This is a genomic window from Blastococcus sp. VKM Ac-2987, assembly GCF_026967805.1.
Classification (GTDB): domain Bacteria; phylum Actinomycetota; class Actinomycetes; order Mycobacteriales; family Geodermatophilaceae; genus Blastococcus.
This window is the reverse complement of record NZ_JAPVBG010000002.1, coordinates 109299-121839: the sequence shown is the minus strand read 5'-3', so window position 1 is coordinate 121839 and position 12541 is coordinate 109299. Positions and strand designations below refer to the sequence as shown.

The 12541-nt window shown below is 76.6% G+C and carries 11 protein-coding genes; 8 read left to right on the top strand and 3 right to left on the bottom strand.

What is annotated here, in order from left to right; genetic code table 11:
• Window positions 1-111: 111 nt before the first annotated feature.
• Window positions 112-390: a GlsB/YeaQ/YmgE family stress response membrane protein gene (locus tag O2W17_RS09425; protein WP_269192172.1), complete on the top strand. Its 279-nt coding sequence runs from the start codon at window positions 112-114 to the stop codon at window positions 388-390.
• A 21-nt stretch (window positions 391-411) separates the two neighbouring features.
• On the opposite strand, the gene O2W17_RS09420 is transcribed toward O2W17_RS09425, so the two are convergent.
• Complete coding sequence (locus O2W17_RS09420) at window positions 412-1050, bottom strand: MBL fold metallo-hydrolase (protein ID WP_269192171.1); 639 nt, start codon at window positions 1048-1050, stop codon at window positions 412-414.
• Window positions 1051-1150: 100 nt separating this feature from the next.
• Here O2W17_RS09420 and O2W17_RS09415 point away from each other — a divergent pair, with 100 nt between their 5' ends.
• Window positions 1151-1369, top strand: a complete 219-nt coding sequence (locus O2W17_RS09415) for a hypothetical protein (RefSeq protein WP_269192170.1) — start codon at window positions 1151-1153, stop codon at window positions 1367-1369.
• A 99-nt stretch (window positions 1370-1468) separates the two neighbouring features.
• Here the strand turns inward: O2W17_RS09415 and O2W17_RS09410 are convergent, their stop codons facing one another.
• Entirely contained in the window at window positions 1469-2245 is a 777-nt protein-coding gene (locus O2W17_RS09410) for an enoyl-CoA hydratase-related protein (protein WP_269192169.1), read from the bottom strand.
• A 462-nt stretch (window positions 2246-2707) separates the two neighbouring features.
• Between O2W17_RS09410 and O2W17_RS09405 the strand changes: the two genes are divergently transcribed.
• Window positions 2708-4357, top strand: coding sequence for a serine/threonine-protein kinase (locus tag O2W17_RS09405; protein WP_269192168.1), 1650 nt, complete (start codon window positions 2708-2710; stop codon window positions 4355-4357).
• Complete coding sequence (locus O2W17_RS09400) at window positions 4354-5943, top strand: protein kinase domain-containing protein (RefSeq protein WP_269192167.1); 1590 nt, start codon at window positions 4354-4356, stop codon at window positions 5941-5943. Before O2W17_RS09405 ends, O2W17_RS09400 begins: the two co-directional genes overlap by 4 nt.
• Before the next feature lie 4 nt (window positions 5944-5947).
• Here O2W17_RS09400 and O2W17_RS09395 read toward each other — a convergent pair whose 3' ends face one another.
• Window positions 5948-6706, bottom strand: coding sequence for a hypothetical protein (locus O2W17_RS09395; RefSeq protein WP_269192166.1), 759 nt, complete (start codon window positions 6704-6706; stop codon window positions 5948-5950).
• A gap of 141 nt (window positions 6707-6847) precedes the next feature.
• Here O2W17_RS09395 and O2W17_RS09390 point away from each other — a divergent pair, with 141 nt between their 5' ends.
• The 4 genes from O2W17_RS09390 (at window position 6848) to O2W17_RS09375 (ending at window position 12497) form a co-directional block, all read left to right on the top strand.
• Window positions 6848-8131, top strand: coding sequence for a competence/damage-inducible protein A (locus O2W17_RS09390; protein WP_269192165.1), 1284 nt, complete (start codon window positions 6848-6850; stop codon window positions 8129-8131).
• A 43-nt stretch (window positions 8132-8174) separates the two neighbouring features.
• Complete coding sequence (locus tag O2W17_RS09385; protein ID WP_269192164.1) at window positions 8175-8564, top strand: SRPBCC family protein; 390 nt, start codon at window positions 8175-8177, stop codon at window positions 8562-8564.
• A gap of 71 nt (window positions 8565-8635) precedes the next feature.
• Entirely contained in the window at window positions 8636-10264 is a 1629-nt protein-coding gene (locus O2W17_RS09380) for an acyl-CoA dehydrogenase family protein (protein ID WP_269192163.1), read from the top strand.
• Window positions 10265-10436: 172 nt separating this feature from the next.
• Entirely contained in the window at window positions 10437-12497 is a 2061-nt protein-coding gene (locus O2W17_RS09375) for a putative bifunctional diguanylate cyclase/phosphodiesterase (protein WP_269192162.1), read from the top strand.
• The last annotated feature ends 44 nt before the right edge of the window (window positions 12498-12541 follow it).

The following is a 12541-nucleotide window of genomic DNA, read 5'->3' as shown; positions in this document are numbered from 1 at the left end:
GGATCGACGCATCACTGTCACATGACCGGGTACCTGCTCCAGTCGTGCACCGGCGTGGTGTGCCCGGCCTCCTGCCGGTAGCGCAGCGCCGGTCGAACGAAGGAGAACCCTGTGCTTTTCGACATCCTCGGCCTCATCGTGATCGGTCTCGTCATCGGCGCCCTCGCCCGGCTGCTGCTCCCGGGCAAGCAGCACATCAGCATCGTCGCCACCCTGGTGCTGGGTGTCCTCGGCGCCATCATCGGTGGTCTCATCGCCAGCTTCTTCGGCACCGGTGACATCTTCGAGCTCAACATCCTGGGCTTCGTGCTCGCCGTCGTCGCCGCCCTCGTGCTGGTCGGCGGCTACGCGGGCACGGCGGGTCGCTCGAACCGCTCCGTCCGGCACTGACCCGGCCGGCCCCGGGGGGACTCAGAGCTCGACGGTCTCCCCCGGGGTCAGCAGGCTGACGGGGGTCGGGGTCCCCGGACCCCGCTCCCCGAGCAGCCCGCCGACGACGCCCTTCCCGGTGTCGTTGAGCAGCCCGTCGTGCACCGCGAACGCCTGGTCGGCGTGCACCGCCCGCAGGTAGTCGATGACCTCGGCCGTCCGGGACCACGGCGCGTGCAGCGGCAGCAGCAACGTCGCGACCGGCGCGTCGGGCACCGTGAAGGCGTCGCCGGGGTGGAAGACCGTGCCGTCGACGAGGAAGCCCACGTTGGCCACCCGGGGCAGGTCCGCGTGGATCTCCGCGTGCAGCTCCCCGTGCACCTGCACCTCGAAGCCCGCGGCGGTGACCACGTCGCCGGCGCCCACCACGTGCACCCGGTCCCCGGCACCTTCCAGCTGGGCGGCCACCGAGCGGTTGGTCCACACCTCGAGACCCGGGCTCGCCTCCATCGCCGCGCGCAGCCGGTCGGGCACGAAGTGGTCGGCGTGCTCGTGCGTGACGAGCACCGCCGTCGCGCCGTCCAGCGCCACCGGATCGGTGAAGGCGCCGGGATCGATGACCAGTCGCCGGTCCCCCTCGGCGAGGACCACGCAGGCATGACCGTGCTTGGTGAGCTCCATGCCGCCGATCCTGCACCGCGGGCGGCGCCCCTCACCCTTCGGGGTGGGACGCGGCCCCGGCCCCGTCTCGCGGGCCGCCCGCCCTGCCGACGTCCTCCGCATGATGCTGCAGACGACCGTGTTCGCCGCCGCGCGCAGCCGCGCCCACGGGCCCACCGCCGCGCTGTGGCACGCCGTGGAGCTGCACCGGCCGCCGGCCGAGCTGGACGGGGCCTGCGAGCTCACCGTCTGCGGTTCGCTGGCCCGCATCGCCCCGGAGCAGGCGTGGCCGCTGCGCGCCGCCGACGTCTGCCCCTCGTGCACCACGCTCGCCCGCTGATCACGTCGCCGGCGACGGCGACCCCCTGACGCCCTGCCGTCGGCTCGGACCCGCCCGCCCGACGGCAGGTGCACGTATCCCGGCGCGAGCGGCCCGGCGTCAGCGGCCGGTGAAGCGCGGCGCCCGCTTCTCGAGGAACGCCTCGACCGCCTCGCGGTGGTCGGCGGTCTGCCCGACCTCGGACTGCAGCCGCGCCTCGAGGGCGAGGGTCTCCGCCAGCGAGTCGGTGGCCGCGGTGGCCAGCACGGTCTTCACCGCGCGGTAGGCGGCGGTCGGGCCCGCGGCCAGCCGCATCGCGAGCTCCTGCGCCTCGGGCAGCACCTGCTCGGGCGCCACGACGCGGTGCACCAGCCCCCACTCCGCGGCGGTCTCGGCCAGGAACGGCTCGGGCATCAGCAGCAGCTGCGCCGCGCGGGAGCCGCCCACGCTGTGCACCAGCCGCGCCGCCAGCGCCGAGTCGCTGGACAGCCCGATGCCGGTGAACGCCGTCGTGAACTTGGCCCCGGCGGCCGCGACCCGGAGGTCACCGGCCAGGGCCATGCCCAGCCCGGCGCCCGCGCAGGCCCCGTTGATGCCGACGACGACCGGCACCCGGAGCCCGGCCAGCGCCAGCACCAGCGGGTTGTACTCGCGCTCCACCACCGACAGCGGCGGCTCGCCCTCCCCCTGCAGCTTCTGCAGGTGCTCACCGAGATCCTGGCCCACGCAGAACGCCCGACCGGTGCCGGTGAGCAGCACGGCCCGCACCGACTCGTCCGCCGCGACGTCCTCGACCGCGGCGCGCAGGTCCTGACGCAGCGCCGACGTGAGCCCCGCGCGCAGCAGGGTGAGGGTGGCGACGCCGCCGGCGTCCTCCCGGGTCACGGTGTCGGACATCGTCGTCCTGCCTTCCGGCTCGTTCGGTGCGGCCACGGCTGCGCGGCCCTGTCGGCCGTCACCTTGCCAGGCTGCACCGGGGCGTGGTCCGCGTCCTCGGTCGAGCCCTCCGGCGCCCGTCGCCACCGGGTCGACCCGGGCGCGGCGAGGTGGAGCCGGCTGCGCACCCGGCTCCACCCTGTCCGATGGGGGTCGACCCGGGTCGCGGCGATGACGGGACGACCGCGGAGCGGGTCGAGGAGCGAGCGACGACGTGGCGCCGCGCCTACGCGGCGCAACCGGCACGCCGGGGATGGCGAGCGTCGCAGCAGGACCGGTCCGGAGCACCCGCACCCGTCGGGGACGATGTGGCCGAACCGTGATGTGTAGCCCGGGCCCGGGCTGGACACCAGACGTCGGGGTGCTGCGCGGTTCCCCGGACGGACAGGGCCCGGCGCACGGGCCGGACGAGGAGCGACCTCCGTGGTGGAACCGGGACGCAGGTGCCTGGGCAACCGCTACGAACTGCACCAGCTGATCGCCGCCGGCGGCATGGGCCAGGTCTGGCGGGCGCTGGACACCGCACTGGACCGCCCGGTCGCCGTGAAGGTCCTGCGCAGCGAGTACACCGGCGACCCGACCTTCGTCGCCCGCTTCCGCGCCGAGGCGCAGCACGCCGCCTCGCTCGGGAACCCGAACATCGCGGCGGTCTTCGACTACGGGGAGGAGACCGCCCAGGACGGGTCGGGGGAGACGCTCGCCTACCTGGTGATGGAGCTGGTGGAGGGGGAGCCGCTGTCGGCCCTGCTCCGGCGCGAGGGCCCGCTCCGCCCGGAGACGACGCTGTCGCTGCTGCACCAGACCGCCTCGGGGCTGGCCGAGGCCCACCGGCTCGGCATGGTGCACCGCGACGTCAAGCCCGGGAACATCCTGGTCCGCCCCGACGGCACGGTGAAGATCACCGACTTCGGCATCGCCTGGTCGGCGCGCAGCGTGGCGCTCACCCGTACCGGCCAGGTCATCGGCACGCCGCAGTACCTGTCCCCCGAGCAGGCCGAGGGGCGGCACGCCACCCCCGCCAGCGACGTCTACGCCCTCGGGCTGATCGGCTACGAGTGCCTCACCGGGCACCCGGCGTTCGAGGGCGACAACGCCGTCACCATCGCGCTCAAGCAGGTGCGGGAGGACCCCGACCCGCTGCCCGGCGGGCTGCCCCCCGGCGTCCGGACCCTGATCGGCCACGCCCTGGTCAAGGACCCCGACGCCCGCATCCCGGACGGCGCCAGCTTCGCCGCGGCCGTCGCCGACCTGCAGGCCGGCCGCCGGCCCCGGTACGCGACCACCGGCGCGGACCGGCCGCGGCCCCGGCGGCGCCGGGCCGGCGGGTCCCGCCCGGCCGGGGCGCACCCGTCGGGGGCACCGACCGAGCTCGGCGTCGCGCGTCCGCCGGGAGCCCGCCGGCGCGGGAGGGCGACCGTGGTGCTCCTGCCGCTGCTGGGCCTGCTGGCCGGGGCGGGGATCAGCGCGGCCGTGCTGCAGTCGCTCACCGACGGGCCGCCGCCTCCGAGCCCGGTGGCCGCCGAGCAGCGCCTCGCGGGCAGCCTCGTCCTGGCGGAGGGCGACTACCTGGGCCGGCCGGTGGGCGAGGTCGCCGAGCGGCTGGCCGCGCTGGGGCTGACCGTCACCGTGCGGGCCGAGGTCCGCGACGACGTCGTCCCCGACCGGGTGACCGGGATCTCGCCCGCGGGCCGTCCCCTGCAGAACGGCGACCGGGTGGTCGTCCGCTACGCCGCGGCCGCGCCCCAGCAGCGCGAGGAGCCCCGCGGCTCGGTGGTGACCGGCGCGGCGGTGGAGCGCCCCGCGCCGTCGACCACGCGGCGCACGACCGAGCCGGTGGCTCCACCCCCTCCCACGCCGGCGGCGACGACGACCCCCACGCTCCCGGCGACGACCACCAGCGAGCCGCCCGAGGAGACGGCGACCGAGCCGACCGCGACGACGCCGACCGGGACGACGACGGCCACGTCGACCAGCGCGGCCCCCACGTCGACCTCGACGTCGACCCCCACCTCGTCCTCGCCCCCGCCCCCTACGACGACGTCAGCGCCGTCGACCGCGCCCCCCGCTCCGTGACGGCGGGGCGCCGGCCGCCCTCGACGAGACTGCTCGGCGGCCGCTACGAGCTGCTCTCCCTGCTCGCCACCGGCGGCATGGGCCAGGTGTGGCGGGCGCGCGACGTCGTCCTCCGGCGGCCCGTCGCGGCGAAGGTGCTGCGCAGCGAGTACACCGGCGACGCCACGTTCGTGGCCCGGTTCCGCGCCGAGGCCCAGCACAGCGCGCTGCTGACCCACCGCAACATCGCGGCGCTGTTCGACTACGGCGAGGGCGTCGCGGACGACGGGGAGCCGCTGGCCTACCTGGTGATGGAGCTGGTCGAGGGCGAGTCGCTCGCGCAGCTCCTGGAGCGGGAGGGGCGGCTCACCGTCGCCCGCACCCTGGAGGTGCTGCGCCAGACGGCCGCCGGCCTGGCCGCCGCGCACGACGCCGGGCTGGTGCACCGGGACGTCAAGCCGGGGAACGTGCTGGTGGGCACCGACGGCACCGTGAAGATCACCGACTTCGGCATCGCCTGGTCGGCCGCCAGCGCACCGCTGACCCAGACCGGGCAGGTGGTGGGCACCGCGCACTACCTCTCCCCCGAGCAGGCCGCCGGCAGCAAGGCCGGCCCGGCCAGCGACGTCTACGCGCTGGGCATGATCGGCTACGAGTGCCTCGCCGGGCGCCGGGCCTTCGACGGCGAGAACTCGGTGCAGATCGCCCTGCGCCAGCTCCGGGAGGTGCCCGACCCGCTGCCGGCCGACGTCCCCGCGCAGGTGCGCGCGCTCATCGACCGGGCCCTGCTGAAGGACCCGGCCGAGCGTTTCCCCGACGGTGCCGCGTTCCGGGACGCCGTCGACGACATCCGCGCCGGCCGGCCGCTGCCGCCGGTGGCCCCGCGCGGCGACACGCGGGCCTTCGCCGCCACCGCGTTCCCCGCCGCCTCCGCCGGCGCGAGTGCTCCGGCACCGCGTCCTGCCCGCCGGCGGCTCGTCGCCCCGCTCGCCGCGCTCCTGATCGGCGCGGGGCTCGGCGTGGCCGCGCTGCAGGTGTGGGGCGACGCCCCGGTCGGCCCCGGAACCGGTACCACCGAGGCTCCGGAGACCGTGGTGCTCGCCGCCTCCGACCACCTCGGGCGGCCGGTCGCCGACGTGGCGGCCGAGCTGACCGCCGCCGGGCTGGGCGTGGACCTGGTCGGGGCGGAGAGCTCGGCCGTGCCCGCCGACCACGTGCTCGACCTCGGCCCGGTGGGCACGCTGACCCGCGGCTCCGTCGTCACCGTCACCTACGCGATCGCACCGCCCGACCCCGAGCCGGTCCCGGCGCCGGACCCGGCGCCCGTGGTCCCCGCCCCGGCGCCCGTGGTCCCCCTCCCGGTGGACCCCGGACCGGTCCCCGACGGCGAGCAGGACCAGGGGGACGACGACAGCGACGACGGGGCCGACGACGAGCCGCCCGGCAACCCCGGCGGGAACGGCAACGGCAATGCGGGCGGGAACGGCAACGCGGGCGGGAACGGCAACGCGGGCGGGAACGGCAACGGCAGCGGCAACGGCAATGCCGGCGGGAACGGCAACGGGGCCGCCAACGGACGGGGTCGCGGCCTGAGCCGGGCGACCTAGCCGCTCACCCCGCGGCGGTCCGGTCGGCGCGACCCGTGGCGAGCCACACCGCGCCGCCGAGAGCGGCGAGTGCGGCGGTGTGCAGGAAACCGCGGTCGGTGTCGGCGTTCGGCAGCACGACGAGCACCCAGAACACCGCGAGGCCGGCCAGGCCGCCGGCGGCGATCCGCCGGCCGGTGCGCTCGCCCAGCCGCCGGCCGGTCGGCACCAGCCCGGCGAACCCGGCGAGGCCCAGGAGGACGCAGCCGGTGGCGAACGCCGACCACAGCGGGATGGCCGACCAGAACGACCCGGTGCCGAACGCCAGGGCCAGCCCCAGCTGGAGCAGCACCAGGGCGAGCGCCACCAGCCCCGCGCCGGCGAGCGCGGTGCGGTCCCGGGGGGCGCGCGGCTGCTTCGTGGCCGCGGCCTCGTCCGCGGACTCACCGGCCTCGAGGATCTCCGGCCAGGACGACGTCGCCGGCTGGGCCGGCGGAGCAGGGGAGCCGGCGCCGGGCGGGCCGGGGACGAAGTCGACCGGGCCGGTGGGCTGCGGCGCCGTCGCGGGGTCCGGCTGCGGCACGGACGCGGACGGAGCTGCCGACGCCGACGTGGCTCCCGACGCCGACGTGGACTCGGACCCGGCCCTCGGCGAGGAGGGCGGCGGGAGCTGCTGCACCGTCGTCCTGGCCGCGGCGGGTGCGACCACGGGGATCTCCGCCGTGTCGGGCTGCGCGAAACCCGTGCCCGGGGCGGGGGTCTGCGGGTCGGACGGCGTGCTCACGGGTGCCTCCTCGGGACGGCTCCGGCGGGAACCGGTCGGTGCGGTGCCCCCGCACGCTAGCGGCGGCGGGTGCCCGCGTCCGCACGCCACCCGGGGACCGCGTCGGTCGTGCGCCGGAAGCGGCACGCCTAGGGTCGGGCCGTGGTCACCCGAGCGGGAATCGTCGTCACCGGGACCGAGGTCCTCACCGGTCGGGTCGCCGACCGGAACGGTCCCTGGCTCGCCGAGCAGCTGCGGCGGGCCGGCGTCGACGTCGGCCACGTCGTGGTGGTCGGGGACCGGCCCGAGGACCTCCTGGCCGCGCTGGCCTTCCTGACCGCTACCGGCGCCGACCTGATCATCACCACCGGCGGGCTCGGGCCCACCGCCGACGACCTGACCGCGCAGGTGGTCGGCGAGTTCCAGGGCCGTCCCTCGGCCGTCGACCCCGGGCTGGAGGAGCGGGTCGGGCAGGTCGTCGAGCGGCTGATGGCCCGCCGCGGCTGGCGTTCGGACCCGGCGGCGACCGCGGCGGGCGTCCGCAAGCAGGCCCTGGTCCCCGACGGCGCCACGGTCCTCGAACCAGTGGGCACCGCCCCGGGCCTGGTGGTGCCCCCCGCGGCGGGCCGCACCGGCCCGCCGGTGCTCGTGCTGCCCGGGCCGCCCGGGGAGCTGCGCGGCATGTGGCCGGCGTCGGTCGCGGCGGAACCCGTCCGCGCGGCGTTGTCCGGCGCTACGGAGCTCCGGCAGGAGACGCTCCGGCTGTGGGGCACCCTCGAGGCGCAGCTGGCCGCCACGCTCCGGGAGGTCGAGCCCGAGCTCGCCGAGCTGGAGATCACCACGTGCCTGCGCGAGGGCGAGCTGGAGATCGTGACGCGCTTCCCCGCCGCCGCCCAGCCCGCCTACGACCGCTTCGCCGCGGTCCTCGGCGAGCGGTACGCCGGCACCCTCTTCTCCACCGGGCCCACCCTCGACGAGCTCGTCGCGGCGGCGCTGACCGGGCGGGACCTGACGGTGGCGACCGCCGAGTCGTGCACCGGTGGCCTCCTGGCGGCGCGGCTCACCGAGCGCCCCGGCGCCTCGGCCGCGGTGCTCGGCGGGGTGGTGGCCTACGCCGACGACGCCAAGGAGCAGCTGCTCGGCGTCCCCACCGCGGTCCTCGCCGAGCACGGTGCCGTGAGCCCCCCGGTCGCCCGCGCCCTCGCCGAGGGGGCGCGGTCCCGGTTCGGCGCCGACGTCGGCGTCGGCATCACCGGGGTGGCCGGCCCCGGCGGGGGGACGGCGGAGAAGCCGGTGGGCACGGTGCACCTGTGCGTGCTCGGCCCCGACGGCGAGCGGACGCGGTCGCTGGCGCTGCCCGGGTCCCGGTCGGCCGTCCGGGACCGGTCCGTCACGATGGCTATGCACCTGCTGCGCGAGCTGCTGCTGGGCGGCCCGCCCGCCTGATCCGGCAGGTGTCCGTCCCGCCCCTCGCGGGCACCCCCTCGCCGTGACGACCCTCACCCTGCGCGCGACCGGGACCGCTTCCCCCGACGAGGTCTGGGACCGCTACGCCGTCCCCGCCCGCTGGCCGGAGTGGTCGCCGCAGATCACCGGCGTGGAGCTGCCGGTCGAGCGGCTGACCGGCGGGGTCTCCGGCCGGGTGCGCGGCCCGCTGGGGCTGGCCGTGCCCGTCACCGTCGAGCACGTCGACGAGGCCGCCCGCCGGTGGTCGTGGCACGTGGCGGTCGGCCCGCTGCGCCTGTCGCTGCTGCACTGGGTGTCCGACGGGCCGGACGGCGGCACGACCACCGGCCTGCGGCTCTCCGGGCCGGCACCGGTCGTGCTGGCCTACGCCCCGCCGGCGCGCCTGGCCCTGGGCCGCCTGGTGCGCCGCTGAGCCCTTCCCCGCGCCGCCCCGCCGGGGAACGGCGGGCACGGCCACGCGCGGGCGCCGGTTAGCGTGCGGGCATGACCGCCACCCACGAGGTCACCAACCAGGTCCCGTCGCTGGTCGGGCACGACCCGATCGCCGGGGACGCCGCGCTCGCCGAGGCGTGCACCCGGCACGCCGACGAGGCCACGCTGCGGTCCCTGCGCGACCTCGGGGAGCTCGCGGGCAGCGCGCAGGCCCAGGAGTGGGGCCGGCTGGCGAACGAGAACCCGCCCACGCTGCGCACCCACGACCGGTACGGCCACCGGGTGGACGAGGTGGAGTTCCACCCGGCCTGGCACGAGCTGATGCGCACGGCCATGCAGCACGGCCTCGGCGGCGCCCCGTGGGCGGACCAGGACGGCGGTGACCCGCACGCCCACGTGCGCCGCGCGGTGGGCTACCTCGGCTGGACGCAGGTCGAGATGGGCCACGGCTGCCCGACCACCATGACCTACGCCGTCGTCCCGGCGCTGCGCGGCGCCCCGGAGCTCGCCGCCCGCTACGAACCCGGCCTCACCGCGCGCGCCTACGAGTTCGGCCTGACCCCGCCGGCGGCCAAGAGCGGCCTGGTCGCCGGCATGGGGATGACCGAGAAGCAGGGCGGCTCCGACGTCCGCGCCAACACCACGCGGGCCGTCGCCCGGCCCGACGGGAGCTACGCGCTCACCGGCCACAAGTGGTTCACGTCGGCGCCGATGGGCGACCTGTTCCTCGTGCTCGCCCGGCTGGAGGAGGGCGTCTCATGCTTCGCCGTCCCGCGGGTGCTGCCCGACGGAAGCCGCAACGTGTTCCGGCTGCAGCGGCTCAAGGACAAGCTGGGCGACCGCTCCAACGCCTCCAGCGAGGTGGAGTTCGACGGCACCACCGGCTGGCTGGTGGGGGAGCCCGGTCGCGGCGTCCCCGCGATCATCGAGATGGTCAGCACGACCCGGCTGGACTGCGTCCTCGGTTCGGCCGCGACGGTCCGGGCGGCCCTGACGCAGGCGATCCACCACGCCCGGCACCGCCGGGCCTTCGGAGCCCTGCTGGCCGACCAGCCGCTCATGCAGAACGTGCTCGCCGATCTCGCCGTGGAGAGCGAGGCCGCCACCGCGCTCGGCATCCGGCTGGCCGCGGCGGTGGACGCCGGGGAGGCGGCCTTCCTGCGGCTCGCGGGGGCGGCGGCCAAGTACTGGGTCTGCAAGCGCACGCCCGGCGTCGTGGCCGAGGCCATGGAGGTCCTCGGCGGCAACGGCTACGTCGAGGAGTCGGGGCTGCCGCGGCTCTACCGGCAGGCGCCGCTGAACTCCATCTGGGAGGGCTCGGGCAACGTCATCGCGCTCGACGTGCTGCGCGCCCTGGAGCGCTCGTCGGAGTCGCTGGCCGCCGTCTCGGCCGAGATCGAGCTGGCGCGCGGCGCCGACCGGCGGTTCGACGACGCCGTGAAGGGGCTGTCGGCCGAGCTCGGGAACCGCGACGGGCTGCCCTTCCGCGCCCGGCGGGTCGCCGGGCTGCTCGCGCTGTGCCTGCAGGGCTCGCTGCTGCTGCGGCACGCCCCGGCGGCGGTGGCCGACGCCTTCTGCGCCTCCCGCCTGGGCGGGGAGGCCGGAACCGTCCTCGGCACCCTGCCGGCGGGGACCGCCGCGGCCGGGATCGTGCAGCGGTCTGGCATCGTCCCGCGCTGAGGTGGCCCCCGGGCTATTACTCTCGGGGACGGCTCACGTGCTGCCCGTGCCCATCTCGGGCGGCCGTGCCGTCTCCGTGCGAGCGGACGCGAACCACCACCGGACGAGAGCGGGCAGCGTGCTACCAGGTGACGACCGGCCCGGGGAGGGCCGGCCCGACCCGTTGAGCGGCGTGCCCGATGCGGTCTACCGCCTGGACGCGCAGGGGCGTTTCGCCTACCTCAACGAGGCCGCCGAACGCCTCCTGGGGCAACGTGCCGACGAGCTGCTCGGCCGCGACGTCCGCGAGGCGTTCCCGGGACTGCGCGGCTCGGTGGCCGAGGAGCAGGTCCGCCAGGTGCTCGACGACGGCCGGTCGCGGGAGTTCCACTTCTTCTACGAACCGACGTCCCGCTGGTACGAGGTGCGGGTCTTCGCCGATCCCGCGGGCGCGGCGGTGCTGTTCCGCGACATCGACACCCGCCGGCGCAGCGAGCAGGAGCGCGACACCCAGCTCCGCGAGCTGGCCGCCGTGCTCGACGCACTGCCCACGCCCACGGTCCTCATCGGCCCGGACGGGCGGATCCTGTCGACGAACGGGGCCTGGAACCGCAACGGCCGGCGGCTGCTGCCGGACGCGGCCTGGCCCGGGCGGGTGGGTGAGGACTACCTGGCGAGCATGACTCGCAGCCTGGACCGCTCCGCGCACGACGACCTCGCCTCGGGCGTCCGGTCGCTGCTCACCGACGCCGCCCGCTCCGACGGCCGATCCTTCCACCTCGACTACGCCTCCCCGACGCGGGAGGGGGTGCTCTGGTTCCACCTGCAGGCCACCCGGGTCGACGCCGAGGGACGCGTGGTCATCACCCACACCGACATCACCGATCAGGTGCGGGCCCGCGACGAGCTGGTCTGGAAGGTCCGGCACGACGACCTCACCGGGCTCCCCAACCGCGCCCGCCTGCTGGAGCTGACCACCGAGGCCCTGGCTGCCGACCACCGCGCCGGTGTCGCCCTGCTGGTCCTGGACCTGGACGCGTTCAAGACGGTCAACGACTCGCTGGGGCACCAGATCGGCGACGAGCTGCTGCGCCTGGTGGCCGGCCGGCTCTCCGAGCAGCTGCGCCCGGGTGACGCCGTCGCGCGCCTGGGAGCCGACCAGTTCGTGGTGCTCGCGCACGGGTGCGACGCGTCCGAGGCCGCGGCGCTGGCCTTCCGCCTGCAGACGGTGTTCGCCCGCCCCTTCGCGGTCGGGGAGATCACCGTCCCGCTGAGCGCCAGCATCGGCGTGGCGGTGGCGCGACCCGACGTCCGGGACGCCCACCACCTGCTCAGCGACGCCGACGCGGCGATGTTCGCGGCCAAGAGCTCCGGCCGGGACCGCGTGCACCTGTTCTCCCCCGTGCTGCGGGAGGCGGCCCGCTGGCGGCTGGAGGTCGCCACCCGGCTGCGCGGCGAGGCCATCGACCAGCTGGTGGTGCACTACCAGCCGGTCGTGCGCCTGGACACCGGGGAGATCGAGGGCGTGGAGGCGCTGGTGCGGTGGCAGCACCCCGAGCGCGGCCTGCTCTCCCCGGACACCTTCCTCTCGGTGGCGGAGGAGACCGGCCAGATCATCCCGATCACCCGCTGGCTGCTGCGGGAGACCACCCGCAAGGCGGCCGAGTGGGCCGCCCAGGGCCTGAACCTGCGGATGTCGGTGAACGTCAGCGCCCGGCACTTCTCCGCCGAGACGCTGGTCCGCGACGTCCGGGTCGCCCTGCAGCAGTCCGGCCTGCCGGCGGACCAGCTCGTCCTCGAGCTCACCGAGACCAGCGTCGCGGAGGACCCCACCCGGGCCGAGGACCAGCTCTCGGTGCTGCGCGGGTTCGGCGTCCGGGTGGCCATCGACGACTTCGGCACCGGCTGGTCCTCGCTGGCGCAGCTGTTCTCGCTGCCGATCGGCACCCTCAAGATCGACCGCTCGCTGCTCGCCGCGGCCGAGCGGGTGGCCGCGGGCGAGACGGGTGCGGTGCTCGCGGCGATCGTCGGGCTCACCCGGACGCTGGGCATCCGCTCGGTGGCCGAGGGGATCGAGACCACGGAGCACCTCCGGATGGTCCGCGAGGCCGGCTGCGACCTCGCCCAGGGCTGGCTGCTGGGCCACCCCATGCCCGCCGACCGGCTGCCGGGCTGGGTCCGCGAGGTGCAGCTGGCCGGCGGGGACCTCTGCGCCCTCGCGATGGCCGGCCACGCCGTTCCCGCACCCGGGTGATCCTCCGCCGTCCCGGGCGCCGTGCGACCGCGCCCGCCGGTCCG

What these genes read in the sequence shown, in the direction of transcription:
- O2W17_RS09410 (WP_269192169.1), bottom strand. Translation starts at nt 2,245, where the DNA reads ATGTCCGACACCGTGACCCGGGAGGACGCCGGCGGCGTCGCCACCCTC.
- O2W17_RS09415 (WP_269192170.1), top strand. Translation starts at nt 1,151, where the DNA reads ATGATGCTGCAGACGACCGTGTTCGCCGCCGCGCGCAGCCGCGCCCAC.
- O2W17_RS09380 (WP_269192163.1), top strand. Translation starts at nt 8,636, where the DNA reads ATGACCGCCACCCACGAGGTCACCAACCAGGTCCCGTCGCTGGTCGGG.
- O2W17_RS09420 (WP_269192171.1), bottom strand. Translation starts at nt 1,050, where the DNA reads ATGGAGCTCACCAAGCACGGTCATGCCTGCGTGGTCCTCGCCGAGGGG.